The sequence below is a fragment of the Lancefieldella parvula DNF00906 genome (assembly GCF_000758945.1).
In the GTDB taxonomy this organism is placed as follows: domain Bacteria; phylum Actinomycetota; class Coriobacteriia; order Coriobacteriales; family Atopobiaceae; genus Lancefieldella; species Lancefieldella parvula_C.
On record NZ_JRND01000016.1, the window covers coordinates 1 to 16,971 of the forward strand.

The 16,971-nt window shown below is 49.7% G+C and carries 17 protein-coding genes; 6 read left to right on the plus strand and 11 right to left on the minus strand.

What is annotated here, in order from left to right:
• A partial coding sequence (locus HMPREF1647_RS07085; protein ID WP_222926890.1) for a hypothetical protein occupies window positions 1-263 on the plus strand: 263 nt, incomplete at its 5' end.
• Window positions 264-753: 490 nt separating this feature from the next.
• Here the strand turns inward: HMPREF1647_RS07085 and HMPREF1647_RS02860 are convergent.
• The 11 genes from HMPREF1647_RS02860 to HMPREF1647_RS02910 all read right to left on the minus strand — a co-directional run bounded on the left by HMPREF1647_RS02860 (window position 754) and on the right by HMPREF1647_RS02910 (window position 10,190).
• The gene (locus HMPREF1647_RS02860; RefSeq protein ID WP_035431920.1) at window positions 754-1,632 is read right to left on the minus strand and encodes a PTS system mannose/fructose/sorbose family transporter subunit IID; all 879 of its coding nucleotides are present in this window, start codon (window positions 1,630-1,632) and stop codon (window positions 754-756) included.
• Complete coding sequence (locus tag HMPREF1647_RS02865) at window positions 1,622-2,401, minus strand: PTS mannose/fructose/sorbose/N-acetylgalactosamine transporter subunit IIC (RefSeq protein ID WP_035431922.1); 780 nt, start codon at window positions 2,399-2,401, stop codon at window positions 1,622-1,624. Before HMPREF1647_RS02865 ends, HMPREF1647_RS02860 begins: the two co-directional genes overlap by 11 nt.
• A gap of 57 nt (window positions 2,402-2,458) precedes the next feature.
• A complete protein-coding gene (locus tag HMPREF1647_RS02870) occupies window positions 2,459-2,935 on the minus strand; it encodes a PTS sugar transporter subunit IIB (RefSeq protein WP_035431924.1) in 477 nt (158 codons plus the stop codon).
• A 22-nt stretch (window positions 2,936-2,957) separates the two neighbouring features.
• Window positions 2,958-3,377, minus strand: a complete 420-nt coding sequence (locus HMPREF1647_RS02875; RefSeq protein ID WP_035431925.1) for a PTS sugar transporter subunit IIA — start codon at window positions 3,375-3,377, stop codon at window positions 2,958-2,960.
• Window positions 3,374-4,222, minus strand: coding sequence for a sugar phosphate isomerase/epimerase family protein (locus tag HMPREF1647_RS02880; RefSeq protein ID WP_035431927.1), 849 nt, complete (start codon window positions 4,220-4,222; stop codon window positions 3,374-3,376). The genes HMPREF1647_RS02875 and HMPREF1647_RS02880 overlap by 4 nt, the downstream gene beginning before the upstream one ends.
• A 36-nt stretch (window positions 4,223-4,258) precedes the next feature.
• Entirely contained in the window at window positions 4,259-5,320 is a 1,062-nt protein-coding gene (locus HMPREF1647_RS02885; protein WP_035431929.1) for an SIS domain-containing protein, read from the minus strand.
• A gap of 294 nt (window positions 5,321-5,614) precedes the next feature.
• Window positions 5,615-6,343 carry a GntR family transcriptional regulator gene (locus HMPREF1647_RS02890; RefSeq protein ID WP_035431931.1) on the minus strand — a complete coding sequence of 243 codons (729 nt, stop codon included), beginning with the start codon at window positions 6,341-6,343 and terminating at the stop codon, window positions 5,615-5,617.
• Window positions 6,340-7,092, minus strand: coding sequence for a GntR family transcriptional regulator (locus HMPREF1647_RS02895; RefSeq protein ID WP_035431933.1), 753 nt, complete (start codon window positions 7,090-7,092; stop codon window positions 6,340-6,342). The genes HMPREF1647_RS02890 and HMPREF1647_RS02895 overlap by 4 nt, the downstream gene beginning before the upstream one ends.
• Window positions 7,092-7,604 carry a hypothetical protein gene (locus HMPREF1647_RS02900; RefSeq protein WP_035431935.1) on the minus strand — a complete coding sequence of 171 codons (513 nt, stop codon included), beginning with the start codon at window positions 7,602-7,604 and terminating at the stop codon, window positions 7,092-7,094. Before HMPREF1647_RS02900 ends, HMPREF1647_RS02895 begins: the two co-directional genes overlap by 1 nt.
• Window positions 7,605-7,765: 161 nt before the next feature.
• Window positions 7,766-9,052, minus strand: a complete 1,287-nt coding sequence (locus HMPREF1647_RS02905; protein WP_035431937.1) for an ATP-binding protein — start codon at window positions 9,050-9,052, stop codon at window positions 7,766-7,768.
• 166 nt (window positions 9,053-9,218) lie between these two features.
• Window positions 9,219-10,190, minus strand: a complete 972-nt coding sequence (locus HMPREF1647_RS02910) for a helix-turn-helix domain-containing protein (RefSeq protein ID WP_035426867.1) — start codon at window positions 10,188-10,190, stop codon at window positions 9,219-9,221.
• 204 nt (window positions 10,191-10,394) lie between these two features.
• Between HMPREF1647_RS02910 and HMPREF1647_RS02915 the strand changes: the two genes are divergently transcribed.
• From HMPREF1647_RS02915 to HMPREF1647_RS02935, 5 genes are all read left to right on the plus strand, one after another.
• Complete coding sequence (locus tag HMPREF1647_RS02915) at window positions 10,395-11,018, plus strand: MptD family putative ECF transporter S component (protein WP_035426868.1); 624 nt, start codon at window positions 10,395-10,397, stop codon at window positions 11,016-11,018.
• Entirely contained in the window at window positions 11,015-11,722 is a 708-nt protein-coding gene (locus HMPREF1647_RS02920; RefSeq protein WP_232215596.1) for an energy-coupling factor transporter transmembrane component T family protein, read from the plus strand. Before HMPREF1647_RS02915 ends, HMPREF1647_RS02920 begins: the two co-directional genes overlap by 4 nt.
• On the plus strand, window positions 11,719-13,200 hold the full coding sequence (locus HMPREF1647_RS02925) for an ABC transporter ATP-binding protein (RefSeq protein WP_035426869.1): 1,482 nt from the start codon (window positions 11,719-11,721) through the stop codon (window positions 13,198-13,200). The genes HMPREF1647_RS02920 and HMPREF1647_RS02925 overlap by 4 nt, the downstream gene beginning before the upstream one ends.
• 94 nt (window positions 13,201-13,294) lie before the next feature.
• Window positions 13,295-14,995: an ABC transporter ATP-binding protein gene (locus tag HMPREF1647_RS02930; protein ID WP_198013747.1), complete on the plus strand. Its 1,701-nt coding sequence runs from the start codon at window positions 13,295-13,297 to the stop codon at window positions 14,993-14,995.
• Complete coding sequence (locus HMPREF1647_RS02935) at window positions 14,983-16,731, plus strand: ABC transporter ATP-binding protein (RefSeq protein ID WP_035426871.1); 1,749 nt, start codon at window positions 14,983-14,985, stop codon at window positions 16,729-16,731. Before HMPREF1647_RS02930 ends, HMPREF1647_RS02935 begins: the two co-directional genes overlap by 13 nt.
• The last annotated feature ends 240 nt before the right edge of the window (window positions 16,732-16,971 follow it).

Below are 16,971 nucleotides of genomic sequence, written 5' to 3' on the forward strand. Positions count from 1 at the left end.
AAGACCACGTAAGCGTCTGGGTTGGAAGTGCCCTTGGGAAGTCTACCATTACCAAACGTTGCACTTGCTTTGACAATTCAAGGCATAAAAGCAGCATTATTTGGAATCAGTTGAAAGACACGCGTGAGATTGAAACATTAGAGTTACGTCCCAAAAAGTGGTCTGGAAGCCAAAATCCACCAACTATAGGCCATTCTTTAGCAGATTTTGAAGAACGAGGATCACTAAGAAGCCATCATGCTTCAAAAGCGACACCTGTGTAGTAGATTTCAAAAAGCTGTGTAGTACATTTTACGACGAGAAAAGAGGTCTTCTCGCCACGTCAACTCAATTAGCTGGGACTTTGCAAATGAAGGCTGTAACAGAGCTCAAAAAAGTACTACACAGGTTTTCAAGAAGTACTACACAGCTCCACTTTTGAAGCGAAACCAAGTCAAGTCCAAATATCACTGCGCATCTTCGATCATCCTCACTGCAAGATGATCGGAAAATTGGCTGCTTCGTTCTCAGTTCTAAAGGGTTCAACCATATTCTCAGGAAGTCTTACATCAAAGGGAAATTCCCGATGTTGCATTAAATGCAGAAACAATGATGATACTTGCTACAATTATCAGAATGGAGGCGTCCAAACTGCTGTACAACATTACCACATGGATTTCTGAAACTTTATCAACATAAAAGCAGCAGCAAGGCTACCCTGCTGCTGCCCATTTACCCAAAGAGTACAGACAAGTCCAAAGTACAATTTACGCTCTAAGCTAAGAAGCCAAAGTACGCTCCAATGACTCCCAAAACCATAGTGCCTAAAATGAGCCACATGGGATTGATCTTCTTAGCAAGAAGCCGGTAATAGATCCAAAACGCACTCATACCAACGATACCAGGCATGATGCTGTCAAGTACGGTTTGAATGGTGGTTGGATCCTGGCCCTCAACGGCCTGACCGATCTGCACGGGAATAGTTGCCCAGAACATGTCTTTTGTCATACCACCAATAACCATCGCACCCACGATGCCAATGGCAGCTATGACCTTCTGCATCAGCCCGTTTTCCGATGCCTTCTCAAGAAAGCCCACTCCCATTGAGTAGCCCTTCTGAACACCCCAAACACGAAGCCAGAACGCGGGAATGTTGTAGATAAGCAAAAAGACAATAGGTCCGGCTGCATTACCGGCCTGACAAAGTGAAATGCCTACGGCTGCCGCAACGACACGGATGGTAGTAAGGAAAATAGCATCTCCAATGCCGGAAAGCGGACCCATGAGAGCGGCTTTGACATCGTTGACCGAATCGGGCTCAATCTCGCCTCGAGCAACACGTTCCTCCATGGCCATTGCAATGCCGCCGACAAACGGGGCAAACTGTACCGTGATATTGAAGAATGCCGCGTGACGACGAAGAGCTGCCGCATAGTCATCGGGACGGCCGTGATAAATCTTTTTGAGCATTCCGGCAACCATAAGACAAAATGCAAGGTTCATCTGCTTATAGTACGTCCAAGAAAACTCCATACCCAAAGCACCCGTATTGAGCGAAGACTTGATAAGATCGCTCTTGGTAATCTTATACTGATTATTATTCGCAGATACGTCAGTTTGAGCCGTAGCAGTTCTGGTCTCATTAAAAGTCATCGTCGTCATCTCCTTCCGTTGCAAGCTGAGGACTACCGGAATTAGTACCAAAGTTCAGCAGGCCGAATTTCTCGATAACAATAATAATCGCGATAAGAGCAACACCCAGCGACGGAACGTTCATATACGAGGCAAGCAAGAAGCCCAGGAAGAAGAAGGGCAGGATCTCGCGCTTGAGAACAAGTCTGCCGAGCATAGCAAAGCCCATGGCAGGAAGAATATTGGCGGCAATACCAAAACCGTCCATAATGAACGCCGGAATCCAGTCAAGAAGGTTCTGTACGGCACCGGCACCCAAATAATATGCCAGGCCAACAAGAAGAACGTTCTTTGCAAGGCCGATAAGACCAATCGCCCAGTGTGCTGCATAAATGCTTTTAAGATTACCCTTTGATGCACATACGTCGGCCTTGTCAACAATAATTGGCATAATGCCATTGATAACGTTGCTGATGGCGAGTGAAAGCGTAGCAATAGGCATGGCCAGTGCAAGCGCTGCCTCAGTACCCTTACCCAACGTAATGGCAAAAGCACAGGCGAGAATACTGCCCACCTTTTCATCAGGCGGCAGATATGCACCGATGGAAATATTTCCCATAAAAAGAAGTTCAAGACTGGCTCCGATAGCCAATCCCGTCGGCAGATTTCCCAGAATAAGACCAATCAAGGGACACGTGACAATGGGTCTGAACGCATAGAGTGTGCCGAGTTGATAGTCAAACATCGCAAATGCCGTAACGAGCGATATCAGCAGTGTCTGTACAAGCATCTTTCCTCCAATCAAACTGTCTCAAACGTTACGTTGGTCGTACAAAATCATGCGGGACTACCTACCAAGGACATTTTTGATATCAACCTTGGGATCGTCAGCAAGGGGTCGTATCTCCACCTCCACCCCCTTATCAAGCAACTCGTAGATGATCTTCTCCTCTTCAGGTTCAAGGAAAACCTGACGCGCAACTTCACGCGTAGTTGGGCTTCCCTTGGTATTGCCTAAATTGAGACTTGTGATCTGTGGACAGCCGTCAATAAGCTGCTTGGCTTCTGCAATGGTCTGCACACAAATGAGCATGCGATATGCATCCGTTACGCCTGAATTGATGGCCTCGATTGCGTGAGCCATATCCTTAATAACCAGCTTGCAATCGGCTGGTTTGCCCATCTTAAGCGTCATTTTCCAAATAGGATCATTTGCCACATGATCTCCCACACAAAAAATGCAGTTGGCCTGCAGGCCCTGAACCCAAGAAACCGCAACCTGCCCATGCAATAGGCGATGATCGACCCTCGTAAGCAAAATCATATTCAGCCTCTTTTCCCAAAAGCTAGAAAGTTTCATCTTCTTCAACTATCGATACATCGTTTACAAACTTCGGGCGTACATCGTTGTCTGCTACAAGTTGTCTCAAAAGATCTGCCGTATCCTCAGTCTCATTGGAGAGAAAGAGTGTAAGAACCAGCGGAAGATTTATATTTGTGACCAGATACACGTTCTTGCGAGAAAGCATGAGTTTGGTGAACTCGTTGTTTATGCTTCCTCCCATGAGGTCCGTAAGTACCACCACATCCACGTTATCGGAACAAGCATCTACAAGAGCCAAGGCTTCTTTCTCAATGTCATCATTTCCGTCTACAAATGCGTTAAATATGTCTACGTCAGCATGCTCCCCAACCAAAAGTTTCACGCTCTCGTAAAGACCTTTGGCAAAGTGTGCATGAGAAGCAATGATATAGTGCCTGTTCATGAATGAATCTCCTCCAGTGCCCTTCTATAAGCCGCAAGTGATCTTCTGTCCGCAGATGCGGGATCGGCGTAATATTGCGAACCAACAATCTCAAAACTCAGGTGGCCTTTGTAGTCATTTCTTGTCAAAGCAAGAAGATCGGCCTCCAGGTTCCTCTCGCCATCTCCCCACGCCAAATGCGATACGGTTCCCGCATCCGTGAAATGACAATGCACGACATCTTTCCCAAAGGCATCAAAATAATCCTGTATCGTTTCATGGACTCGCCACATGGCACCCGTATCAAGTAGAACCTTGAGGGAGCTGCTTCCAACCTCATCAATCAACCTGCGAAGATCCTCACACCTGTTGCAAAGATTTGACTCTTCCGGCTGAAGCGCCTCCACGGCGAGTACGATGCCTTTGCAAGTGGCATACGATGACAAATCACCCAACATATAAACGCTGCGCTTCCAGGCTTCCGTGCGTTCTTCATCCAGAAAGCCCCAGCCCGGAGTTACGACAACTATTTCCACTCCCAGCTCGGAAGCAACGTTAATGGCACGGAGAAAGTAATTCTTGGTTCTTTTAATTGATTCTTCTCCTCTGGCAGCAATGTTGGCCGGTTTGGGATTGTTCTGCTCAGGACAGAGCGCGCATACGTCTAACCCAAAGCTATTGGCAAGACGGGTAATCTTTTCAGGCGTATCGTTTGAAGCATAATCAAGAAAGAAGTGCATGGGTCCGGTCCAAAGTTCAACGGCTTCAAACCCCGAATCTGCCGCAGATGCAAAAAACGCTTCCAGCGAGAAGAACCTGTGGGAGCAATTCATTGCCGCAGGACGAAATCGCACATCAGAACCCATACCAACCTCCTTTCCAATCTCTGCACCACTTGAACACTAATACTCAAACTGATGGTAGTAGCGGCGATATTTGAGATTGTGTTTGGTTACCATCTCGTAGTGTCTGGCTAAACGATCAGTCGTAAGAAGCGAGATAATATAAGACGAAACGATCGTACGGAATTTCTCGTCAAGACCGGAAACGGCGTATTCTTTGGTATCGATAACGGTAATATCGGTATCACCGGTACGTCCGCTCATAAGGAACTTCTCGACACGTTCATCCAGCGCACGGCACTCGTCCTCACCTTTGAAGAGAACCACAGGTACGCCGGGCTCCACAAGCTCAAGCGTTCCATGAAAGAAATCGGCTGAGGTGATATAGCGTGTACGCTTCCACTGCATTTCTTCAAGAATGCACATGGAGAAGAGGATTGTCTCGCCCCACAGCGCACCGGAGCCGATAAACATGGTGTACGGCGCAAGAGCATACTTTTTGGCAAACTCTTCGGCTTTTGATTCAAATCTTTTGCGAATGTCGAGAAACGCCGACCATATATTCTTGGTTTGCTCGATAAATGCATCGTAATCAGGGAAGAAGCCTTCACGGTTAAGAATGCGCAGACCAAAGCAGTCGGCCAGATAGTAGCCCTTTTCGCAACCACCGCTTCCGTGATCGTTTTTCATAGACACACATCGATCAGCGCCAACAACTTGTCCGATAGGACTGTCTGCCTGAGTCATGGCGTATATCCTTACACCCTTGTTTTTCATGGTCTTGAGCGCCTGCAATACCTCGGGAGTGGTACCGGACTCGGATGAAGTGAGAACAACGGACTTCTCGGTCATGGTTTTGTCGCCCATGACATTAAACTCGGCTGCATGAAGCAGCGTAACTTGATGGTCAGCATCCGCATATTTATTCATAAGATACTGCATACGCAAAAATTCATCCCACGTGCCGCCCACACCCAAAAGATACAGCCGATCAAACCCCTCGTTACAGACATCGTCGGCAAACTGTTTCATACGCTGACCTACGGCGTAGAGCTCTTCTCCATCCTCAAGATAACCTTCTTGATCAAAGTGCATAATCTCTACTTTTTCGGTTTCTTCCATATTGCTTTCCTTCCTCGCAAAACATCCCAATTGCTCTTCCTCATAACCGCAATGTCTTACCAATTAAAGCGCCTTGTGGATGCGAGCACATGACCTTCAAAACGCTTTGACCTTCCAAAGAACCATCGAGATACAAGTTCATACTTTTTAGTACCATTTTTGTGTATAAGATAGCAAAATACCGAACCACTTTAACGAAAAAAGATCATATTTACGTACCCATACGGGTAAATGGTATTAAATTGTCGCTCAGTGGTATATATGAGGTTGGCTGCTTGACAAAATACCCGAATATCAATGGGAAACCGAATAGCCGCCCAGGTCCCCTCTTCTGAATGCCGCAACGTATTCAACGGCCTTGCTGTCTTCATCATAGCTCACGCATTCGTATGAAATAACAGGCACACCTTCGCTCACACCTAAAAGATGCGCATCTCTCATACCCAAGCGAACCATATCCAGATGCTCAACTGCGGATACCACCGGGTGACCAAACATGCTGTAGGCTTCATACAGTGAAAACACTCCGACATCCACGCTCTCTATCTGGGGAAATAATGGGATGGGAATATAGGTTTTTTCTATCATAAGGGGGGCATCGTTTGCATAATTCAGGCGCTTGATGGCGAGAAGATCGGCGTTGCAATCTATTTCAAAAAGATGTGCAAAAAACTCACCTGCCGGCCTCACGGTCTTTGAAAGAACCTTGACTGAAGGTACCGCACTACGTGCACGAACGCTCTCGCGAAATCCCGCAAGCTTTACCGCATCCGACTCCCCCAAATGCTCGTTCATGACATAGACACCCTTGCCCTGAACACGTCGTAAAAGACCTCCCGCCACAAGTGCATCGACGGCGTTTCTCACGGTCAAACGTGTTACGTCAAAGCGCTCGGCAAGTTCATTTTCCGAAGGTATAGCACTCCCAGGCTGATAGAAACCATCCTCTATTTCGTCACGGATGGCTTCACGTATTTGAAGGTATTTGGGCTTCTCGATATGCTGTAAGTTCACCTGCGTCACCAAAACGTCCTCTCAAGGCTCATTGGCCGACCGCATAAACTGACAAACGTATACCTGTCGGGCCGTATGACGGACTTGTAGTACTCAAGAGGCTCTTTATCTCTCCCAAAGTTAATGCCCGATTGGAAAAAAACCGCATCTCCCTCGTACATGTCGAGAAGATCAGCTTCTTGAGAATCAAGATGAGTAATGGAAAGGGTATCCGTGCCGTGTGCAAGAGAAAACCCGTATTCGTTTCTCATCACATCAAAGAGAGATTCTTTTGAGAAATCATGACTCTCGATACCGGGACATAATGCTTCGTTCACATAGGAAGTCTCAATCATACAGGGGAGACCATCCACATAGCGCAAACGCATAAGCTGCAGGACGTTACAACTTCGATCTATAGTCAGTTTTCGAGCGACGTGAGCATTACCCGAACAGATTTTTTGACTAATCACCATGGAGTTAGGTGTATGTCCGGATTTTCTGACATTGTCGCTAAATCCGTATGTTTCTGCCGTTCCCGTAACCGAGATTGGACGTTCCGGAGCCACGTACGTACCCGATCCTTGACGACTCTCTAAAACATGCATGGTAGTGAGATGGTGCACGGCGCTCCGTAAAGCAGAGCGCGAGATTCCCCACATTTCACACATATCCCGCTCGGAAGGAAGCTTGTCACCTTCCTTGAGATGGTTGACCAAGATGTAATTCTTAACGCTCTCAAGTGCATTATCAAGAGGCGGGATCTTCTTGCGTGACACTACCTGCCTCCCGATCTACCCTTATCCGCTTGATCTCGCATGGCGAGTATATCTTCGCAGACGTTGCCGGCTCCTTCACGAAGCAGCTTATACATACGCGATGCACGCAGTATTTCTCGCCTCACCAAAGGAATACCCAAGACAAACTCTTTACCGTCGATTCCTTTAACGGTGAGTATGACGTTCATTGAGGTGCAATACTTGCCATCTTTTCCTGCATTAGCACGAGAAACGGCCGCGGGATTCATGAGCACACTCTCAAACAAATCTTTACGGCTCATATCCTTATTGACATCAATGCTTTCGTTTTCGATGACCTTGCAATCCAATATGTCAGCATACTCGTGAATGGCAGGTTCCATTCCCGGAAGCGACACGGCCCATTGCTGATGTGTCTCATCTTGATAGATGGACGGCACCGCAGAGAACTTAGGTGCTTCAAAGATGGCTTTTGTAACTGAAAAGCCCTTATCGGCCAGTTTTTTAGAAACTGATTTTCCAAAGAGTGTCACATCTTCTCCGATTCGTATCCCGTATAGAAGGGTCAAGCAAGTGTCACATGAATTTCATTATATACAAGACAGCTTTATTTAGAATCAGTTGAAGGACACACGTAAGATGGAGAAGTTGGAGTTTAAATGCACTTTACTCGAATATTCCTTCCCACAATCTCTTATGCCCCCAAGGTATCGATCGGAATAACATATATCCCATCCGAGCGCCGTCTACGCGCCATCGTCCCTTTACCGAGCAGCACAGCCATAAAGCTAGGCTTAGGATTTCTTGCTGCAGGATTAGCAGCCACCTTTCTCGCAACTCTTATGAGATTCGCAGCCGCATCTTCCACTTTAGATTCCCCCATCTTGATTTCAATGGCTGCCCATCGACCATCCGTCAATTCAATAATGGCATCAACCTCAAGCCCATCGGCGTCCGCATAATATCGTAAAGATCCCCCATACGACTTAGGCAAAGCGGAAACGTAAACGGACAAATCATGAATGCAGAGTGACTCAATCAATAAACCAAAAAGCTGTCCGTCTTTAAGTAAGCGTGAAGAGTCGACACCTAATAAACTGGCCACGAGAGACGTATCGCAGAAATATCGTTTTGGTTTCGTGCGCAGCCTTGACTTTGACCTGATTGGCGCATCCCAGCCCGAGAGCTCCTCAATAAAATAGTTGCGTCTAAACTCTTCAAGGTATGAGGATATGGTCCCATCCACCGGAGCTATATTGTCAAAGGCAGCAATATCATCTCTCACGGTACCCAGCGTTGCACTCGTTGCTACATTTCGTGCAAGAGATGCAGCTATGCGGCGGGACAGAAGTGGACTTTTCCCCGCGCGAGGCATGCTTACATCAAAAAGCGCATTAAGATACTCATCGGTAACGGCCCTTGGATCCGCCAATTTTTTTGTTTGAAGAGCCGGCCACCCACCGCGGCATACAATATTGGCTAAATCGGCGAGATCAATATGAGATTGAGCCGGCTGGAAGGAATCTTCAAAGAGTCCCAAAAGAGATACTGCTCCCGTAGAATCTCCAGTCTCTGCAAGACTCATAGTATGCATACGCAACCGTGCAATGCGTCCTGCTCCACTATGTCTTTTTTCATCCTCGGGAGGAGTGGAGGAGCCTGTCAAAATAAACTGTCCCGGCTTATTTGCACTATCATCAATCCTATGACGTACAATATTCCATATAGCAGGTATATCTTGCCACTCGTCAATAACATGAGGGGAATCACCAACAAGAGCAAGCTGTGGATCATCCATATAAATCTGTTCGGATTCATCCACACGTGTCACACTCTCGCCAAATGACTGTGCCGTCCAGGATTTTCCCGACCAACGAGGACCACAAAGTTCTATACCACCAAAGGTATCCAGAAGGACCTGCACCTGTGAATCAATAATACGAGGAATGTATGTTTCCGGCTTAAACTTTGAATATCTCATAAGACCCCCTTCCTCGTAAGAACTATTGTAATGCCTGATGATAGCACAAATTCAACTCTTCATTGATGATTTTCGAGGATTTCCATTTATGATTTTCGAGCTAACTCAACTATGTTTTTCGAGCCATTACATTGATGATTTTCGAAGGATTAACCGCAGTGAGGGTTCACTGAACACCATTGCTCTTTCTAAAGTCCACCGGCGAGAAGCCCTTGTTCCTTCGAAATGCTTCCGTGAACGCACCCGGTTTGCGGTAACCGACCGCCTTACCGACGCTTGCAATCGGAAGATCGGTTTCCTTGAGCAGCCGAACAGCCTCTTCCATTCGTTCCCGTATGACATACGCAGAAGGTGAAAGCCCCGTCGCGGTTTTGAACAGCCTTTTCAGCTTGGTTTGCCCGATGTACAGCTCTGAGGCAAGCCGTGCACAGGAGAGGTCTCCACTCAGGTTGTCGGCAATGTAGGCACTGATATGGCAGATAGCGCGTGTATCATCCTGAGACAGAGCCTTATGTTCTTCGCTTCCATCTTCTCGGGTAGCGTATTCCATAACAAGAGCGACAGCCTCTGCAATCACGCCCTCATAGAACAGCACCGCGGCAATTCCCTTGCCCTGATACGCACGTGCCTTGCGGAGCAGATCGACAAGTTCGGGAAGATCATGTTTTCCGTCAACTTTGATAAAGGCTTCCCGGACATCTCTGATATCCCCAAACCTGCTTTGTAGATAATCCCGATAGTAGTCGGGAGAAATAGTGATAGACGAAGCCCTTGCTACGGCCCCTTTTGAGAATCGCATCTCATATTCTTCATTCTCACCCCCAAGATATACCATGATGGCCCCCGGAGCGAGCGGCGCACCCTGACGTTGCACCATACCCTTGACATCATCGTAGCATCCCAGGCAGATGTGCTCGGTACAGCGGTACCGCATGATCCCGCTTTTTGCAAAGTTCATCCTGAATGCATTCACGGCAAAAAGACTTCCGCGAAAGTACGCCCAGTACTCACCGGATCCCAGCTCATTTTCAAAGGTGTGTAGGACGCCTTCAGGGCCATAACCACGAACTTCCTTCAAAGGCTTGAGATCCCATCCCTGAAACGCCCCACGGTAAAGATCTGTCTCAATACTTTTCATCTTCCTTCCTTTCCGCTCGTCCGGTTCCCAGGCTTCTTCCTTGATCAGGCCTTCTCATTCCGTATAGGGACGCATCTCATCAATGCAGTTGTCAGGAACATGCTGTTTATCCATTATAAAGCAGAGTTTCCTATAGCTAACAATTGATCGGCGAATCGATCGATGTGCATCGATATAAAGAGTCGACAGTAAGGAGGATCATCTATGAAAGCAGAAGTTGAAAGCTCCAAAAATACCAGGTGGGTCATGCGCGACGTCCTTACATTTGTAATATTCAATCTCATCATCATGATACTTATCACGGTGGCAAAAGTAGTCGAAGACATGCTGTTGGCACCACAAAATACGTTCTTCGTCGGATCATGGCTGTTTCCGTTACTGGCAACACCGTTCTATCTCGTCATGGCCGATCGCATCGGCAAACGTGGCGTACTTTCCGGATCGATCCTCATATTTGGTGTCCTCTACACCTTCATGGGCGGACCCTACTGTGCACCGGTCGCTATTGTGGGCGCAGTCATAGGCGAGCTGGTTATGTGGGGTAAAGATTCTTATCACGATATCAAACGCGTCATCGGCGGCTATATCGTCTATTGGGTGACGTTTGGTTTTTATGGAATCATACCGTATGTACTGTTCAGAGAAGCCTACATGAAACAGTTGGAAACCTACTACAATGCCGCCGACGTTACCGCGATGATCGCCCAATATACCGAACTCCCCTGGATCCTTCTGATGATGGCTTTGTTTGCAGCGGGAACGATCGTTGGCGGCCTTATTGGATCAAAATTCTTGAAAAAACACGTCCGTAAAGCGAAAATCGCATGAACGACATGGAAGAGACGGACATCAAGTGCGGTCTTCTCGGCCTTGATCCAAGAACACATCTGTTGTCGTTCTTTCTTGTGGGGATCGTATCCATGCTGATAGTGAACCTCCTTGAGACGGTGCTTTTACAGGCATTCGCTACAGCTTATCTCGCCGCAAACGGACGGACGAGAAGTGCGACAAGGACCTGTGTGAGCTTCACAGTCATATGCGGCCTGAGCTTCCTTCCCCTCCCAGGGCTGTACGGAGTTCTTTTTGTAAGCATGCTGCACATGATTCCCCCGTTTACGACCGGCTGCGCGTTCTTCTCGCTTTCTCCTTCGGCGATCATGTGCGCACTCGACCGGTGGCATCTCCCGCAAAAATTCCTCGTTGGGATCTGCATGATATTCAGATTTGCCTCGATCCTTCCGTTTGAGATGCGCTCAATACTTCGCGGAATCCGCATGCGGGGCATCTTCCCCAGCTTACTGGGTATTGTGAGACACCCCGCGCTCGCATACGAATGCTTTTACACGCCGCTTGTCATGCGCTCGCTGAGACTCTCAAACGAACTCGCCGCATCGGCCGAACTGCGAGGGATTGGGATAGGTACAGGACGAACGTCGGTATATCACGTGGGATTCACCTTGCGCGACGCAATGTGCGCTCTTGTTGTAACTGCAGCCGTCGCCGGCATATATGCGTTGGAGGCGGTTTTGTGAGAGGTACGGAAACCGTCGCTTTGAAGAACGTTTCGTTTTACTACCTCGACGAGTCTGAGCTTTCAGATGAAACATCAGCTGATAGTGAGGTATCAGCCGGCAGATACGAATCTACGGAAAGCTGTGTACAGGATATCTGCCTCAACATCCCGGCAGGCTCATGCACCGTACTCTGCGGACGCTCCGGCAGCGGAAAATCAACGGTTCTGCGCCTGATCGACGGCCTCGCAGGAACCTTCTTTCCCGGCGAGAAGAGCGGAGTGGTCCTTGTACACGGAACGGACGTGTTTGATCTGTCCCCGCGCAATCGCACGAAAAGCATAGGCGTAGTCACACAAGATCCGAGAAGTCAATTCTTCATGGGGACGGTAGGCGACGAAATTGCATTTTCCCTGGAAAATCTGGGTACTGATCCCTCAGATACGATCAAGTTCGTCCAAGAGGCGGCAACACTCAGCGGTGTCAGCCGACTTCTTGCCGAGAAGCTCACCGAGCTCTCAAGCGGACAAAAACAGCGCGTCGCTCTTGCGGCTGCAATAGCCAACCGTCCGCAGATCCTGATACTTGACGAACCCACCTCGAATTTGGATGCAGAGGGGTCTCAGTCGCTTATCAAGATCCTCGGAGAGCTTAAAAGAAACGGCGTGGCACTGATCATCTCCGAGCATAGACTCCATCAATTTTTGCCTGTAGCCGATGAGTTTGTATATCTTCAGGAAGGACGCATAGCCGCTCGGTGGGATGTCGAGAAGTTCACGTCTCTTTCCGAACACGAAACGGCAAAGTTTGGGCTTCGACACCCCGACATGAAATCCGACTCTGAAATCAAGTCCTATCCCGCAAAGGATGCGGACGGTTGGCACATGACAGATGTGACCTATCTATACCCTTCAACAAAACGCGGAATCAAGGGCATTACCGCTGAATTTCCATTCGGATCCGTAACGGTCATATGTGGTGAAAACGGAACAGGCAAAACTACGCTCGCAAAAGTCCTTGTAGGAGCCGCTCGAGAGCAGAGAGGCATCGTCGCCAGAAACGGGAAACATCTTTCCCGTAAAGAACGCCGCCTCCTCAGCTACTTTGTCATGCAGGACGTTGACTATCAGCTGTATGCCGGCAGCGTAGCGGACGAAGTGGTGCTTGGCCGACAGGTGGATGATGCACTCAAGGCACGCGCCTGGGAGGCACTGGCAGCTTTTGGTCTGACGGATTTGGCCGACCGACATCCGGCCAGTCTTTCCGGCGGGCAGAAGCAGCGCGTCATACTTGCGACGGCATACTGCTCAGATGCCGAGCTTATTGTACTTGACGAGCCCACAAGCGGACTTGACGGACACGGGATGCACGAGGTGGTGCATTGGTGCCGCAAACTCGCATCCGAGAAAAAAGCAGTTGTGGTTATAACGCACGACGAACTGTTGGCGCAACTGGCAGGCGATTACATCGTTGACTTGTCATTGCAGAAAAGAGATTGATGTCTCCATGAGTCACATTACGCCAAAAAACCGGACGGCACGTCCCAGTGCATTTTCAAAGCTTTTCTATTTTATGCGGCCCGACAGGAATCGAATGCTCTTCTCGCTTCTTCTAGCATGCATAGGCGAGGCGGCAGGCATGGTTCCTTATATTGTCGTTGCCTTACTTGCCGCGGGATTGGCGGAAGGGACGCTCACGCTTGAGTCAGCTGCTCTCCTATCAGCCGCAGCAGCAGCGGCCCAGATTGCAAAGTTCCTGTTCACCTGGCGCTCTTCCATGATCAGCCACGGGATCGCCTTCAAGGCTCTACGCACCATGCGTGAGCAGATGGCAGAGAAGATGGCTCGTGTGCCCATGGGGACCATCGTCGACACGCCGACGGGCACGTTCAAGAACCGGTTCGTAGACAACGTGAACCAACTTGAGGACGCCATTGCGCACTTCATGCCCGAGCTTCCAAGCACGGTATTTGCGCCGCTTTTGGCAATGATCATCGTATTCGCCATCAACTGGCGTATGGGACTTGCCGGGATTGCCACGATCCCCTTATGCCTGCTCTTCTATCTTGGCATGATGCGGGACTATAAGCCCAAAATGGCCCGCTATATTGCGAGTGAACAGCGGATGAACTCAACGCTGGTAGAGTATGTCAACGGTATCCAGGTGATCAAAGCGTTCGGACGCACCGCATCCTCATACGGCTCGTTTTCCGAGGCAGTAGCCGAGTATCACGACTCCACGCTTGCATGGTTTCGCCAAAGCTGGATATGGATGGCGGCGATACGGGCTATCGTCCCCTGTACGCTGCTCTTCTCGCTACCGCTCGGCGTTTGGCTGCTTTCGGTCGGACGGATCGCATTGCCTGCCTTCATGGTGTGCATCACCATCCCATTGGGATTCATCGGAGGAATACTCAAGTTCTCCCAGGCGGCAGGCCAAATTTCACGTATGGATACCTGCCTGAACGTAGTCTGGGACTTTTTAGGAGAGCCTGAGCTCTCACGGCCAAGTGAGCGCGTAATGCTTGACGGCAAGTCATTCACTTTTGAGAACGTCTCTTTTTCTTATCATGAGGGTACGGAGGTGTTGCACGATATCAACTTTAAGACGGAGCCGGGGCAGATCACGGCTATCGTAGGACCCAGCGGATCGGGCAAATCAACGGTAGCTAAGCTTATGGCCGGTTTCTGGGATGTACGTTCCGGATGCATTTCATTCGGCGGTACCGATGTGCGAGACATTCCCTTCGAGCAGCTTATGGAGCACGTCTCGTATGTGGCACAGGACACGTTTTTGTTTGATAGGACCATCGCCGACAACATCCGCATGGGCATGCCGGATGCAACCGATGAAGAGGTCGAGACTGCTGCACGTGCAGCCGGCGCTCATGAGTTCATCAGCCGGCTTCCTCAAGGGTATCGCACTCCTGCCGGTGAGGCAGGTGCAAGGCTTTCCGGCGGCGAGCGCCAACGCATCACCATTGCCCGCGCCATCTTAAAAGATGCTTCCATCGTCATTCTTGATGAGGCCACTGCCTATGCCGATCCTGAAAACGAAGCTCTGGTAGAGCGAGCCTTGAGCAAGCTTGTAGCAGGAAAAACACTTGTTACTATCGCCCACCGCCTATCAACGATCACAGGCGCCGACCAGATCCTCGTCATGGACGGCGGACGCATCGTTGCGCGCGGACGTCACGGTGAATTGCTGAAAACCTGTCCTTTGTATGCTCGCATGTGGAAAGAACATATGAGCTCTACCGTCAACGCAGAAGAGGAGCCCTCATGTTTGCAATAATGAAACGCATCCTTGACTTGGCCGGAAGCTTCTCACCGGCATCACGCCGCAGCCTCATGGCAGGCATGGTCTGTAATGTCATTAAAGCGTTCTTCATGTCCGGAATGCTCATAGCGGTATGGTGGGCCCTTGAGATGCGAAGTCACCTGAGCGCCGGAGTTGCCCTGCAATGTTTAGGGATCCTCGCCATCAGCGTAGCGGGTCAGTTTGCCTTCCAATATCTCGTGGACATACAGATGGACGCCGAGGGGTTCCACATCTTCCGTGATCTGCGGCTACGGGTGGGCGACCGCTTAAAAGGCGCTCCCATGGGCTACTTCTCAGAGCAGCGTCTCTCGGCGATAACCACCACGCTCACTACCACGGTGCACCAACTCGAAGAGTTCATGACCATCTGTCTCACGGGACTCTCGGGCGGCGTAGCCATGGCAGTGATCATGAGTCTGTTCTTCCTGTTTCAAGCGCCACCGGTTGCCTTCATTACCTTTGTCGGCATTGCCGTAGGCCTTATTGTTTTGGATTGGCTGAGAAGACGCTCGACCGCCGTCACACGGGAGGTCACTGCCGCACAGGAGGAAATGACTGACAAGGTGATCGAATACGCCCGCGGCATGGCTGTATTGCGGGCATTCGCGACACCCGATGACGCACTTGCCGCAGCAAAGGCATCCTTTGAGCGGAAACGCCAGGCAGATTACGATCAAGAGCAGGCGGCACAAGGTATCCTCAAGCTCTATGCGCTCGTGTTCAACCTTGCAAGCTGCGGAGTTCTTCTCGCCGCATGCACACTGTATCTGACAGGCGCTCTGTCTCTCTCGTGGGCGCTCACGCTGCTGGTTGCCGCTTTTATGATCTACGGAGAGCTTATCAGCGCGAACAACAGTGCGTTTCTCACCAAGAAGATCGAAGGAGAGCTTAACCGCATTGACGAGGTATGCTCGGTGCCAAAGCAAGACCTTACGGATGAGACGCTCTCGCCCGACGGATTTGCCCTAGCCATGGAGGATGTCTCATTCGGTTACGGTGACGGCCGTCGTGTCATAGAAGGAGTAACACTCTTTATTCCCGAAGGCTCAACCTGCGCGCTTGTCGGCCCGAGCGGCTCGGGTAAAACAACGCTGGTGAATCTGCTTGCGCGCTTTTGGGATGTCGAGAAGGGCCACGTTACCATCGGTGGCATTGATGTCCGCGAGGGAACGGCGGAAAGCCTGCTTGCAAACATATCGATGGTGTTCCAGAGCGTATACCTGTTCAATGACACCGTCGAGAATAACATTCGCTTTGGTCGCCCCGATGCATCGCGCGAAGAGGTCATCGCTGTGGCCAAACGCGCACGCTGCCATGATTTCATCATGGAACTTCCTGACGGATACGACACGGTGCTTGAGGAAGGTGGGGCAAACCTTTCCGGTGGAGAGCGCCAGAGAGTATCCATTGCACGCGCCATCATGAAGGATGCGCCGATTGTCATCCTTGACGAGGCTACGAGCTCGGTCGACCCGGAAAACGAGCACCTGCTTATGCAGGCAGTAACGGAACTGACACGAGGAAAGACCCTTGTTACCATTGCACATCGCCTGAACACGGTGCGCGATGCTGACCAGATCCTTGTGATCGACGGCGGGCGCATCGTTCAGCGTGGTACACATAATGAGCTAATGAAGGAGGCTGGTATCTACCGGCGCTTTATCGAGATGCGCCGGGAAGCTGCTGGATGGCGTATCATACGCTCTTAAACTTCATGGCTACAACTCTATTGTCACTTATAACTTTTCGTCACAGTGGCAATTGCCGCATCCGTCTCTCCAGCAACTGTCTGTAAGAGTGCACGGTCTACTTTGGCACCTCCACGGCGAGACCATTCGCACAAGGTTTCAACCCAGTACATTACCATGGCTGACGCCTTAAGGTGCATTGAGAAAGCATCATCATGTGCCGTACGTAGTGAAATTTTGGAAGTTCTTCTCTACATACAA

Excerpts from the sequence above, each read along its gene's own strand:
- HMPREF1647_RS02860 (WP_035431920.1), bottom strand. The coding sequence starts at position 1,632 with ATGACTTTTAATGAGACCAGAACTGCTACGGCTCAAACTGACGTATCT.
- HMPREF1647_RS02865 (WP_035431922.1), bottom strand. The coding sequence starts at position 2,401 with ATGCTTGTACAGACACTGCTGATATCGCTCGTTACGGCATTTGCGATG.
- HMPREF1647_RS02870 (WP_035431924.1), bottom strand. The coding sequence starts at position 2,935 with ATGATTTTGCTTACGAGGGTCGATCATCGCCTATTGCATGGGCAGGTT.
- HMPREF1647_RS02875 (WP_035431925.1), bottom strand. The coding sequence starts at position 3,377 with ATGAACAGGCACTATATCATTGCTTCTCATGCACACTTTGCCAAAGGT.
- HMPREF1647_RS02880 (WP_035431927.1), bottom strand. The coding sequence starts at position 4,222 with ATGGGTTCTGATGTGCGATTTCGTCCTGCGGCAATGAATTGCTCCCAC.
- HMPREF1647_RS02885 (WP_035431929.1), bottom strand. The coding sequence starts at position 5,320 with ATGGAAGAAACCGAAAAAGTAGAGATTATGCACTTTGATCAAGAAGGT.
- HMPREF1647_RS02905 (WP_035431937.1), bottom strand. The coding sequence starts at position 9,052 with ATGAGATATTCAAAGTTTAAGCCGGAAACATACATTCCTCGTATTATT.
- HMPREF1647_RS02910 (WP_035426867.1), bottom strand. The coding sequence starts at position 10,190 with ATGAAAAGTATTGAGACAGATCTTTACCGTGGGGCGTTTCAGGGATGG.
- HMPREF1647_RS02915 (WP_035426868.1), top strand. The coding sequence starts at position 10,395 with ATGAAAGCAGAAGTTGAAAGCTCCAAAAATACCAGGTGGGTCATGCGC.
- HMPREF1647_RS02920 (WP_232215596.1), top strand. The coding sequence starts at position 11,015 with ATGAACGACATGGAAGAGACGGACATCAAGTGCGGTCTTCTCGGCCTT.
- HMPREF1647_RS02930 (WP_198013747.1), top strand. The coding sequence starts at position 13,295 with ATGCTCTTCTCGCTTCTTCTAGCATGCATAGGCGAGGCGGCAGGCATG.
- HMPREF1647_RS02935 (WP_035426871.1), top strand. The coding sequence starts at position 14,983 with ATGTTTGCAATAATGAAACGCATCCTTGACTTGGCCGGAAGCTTCTCA.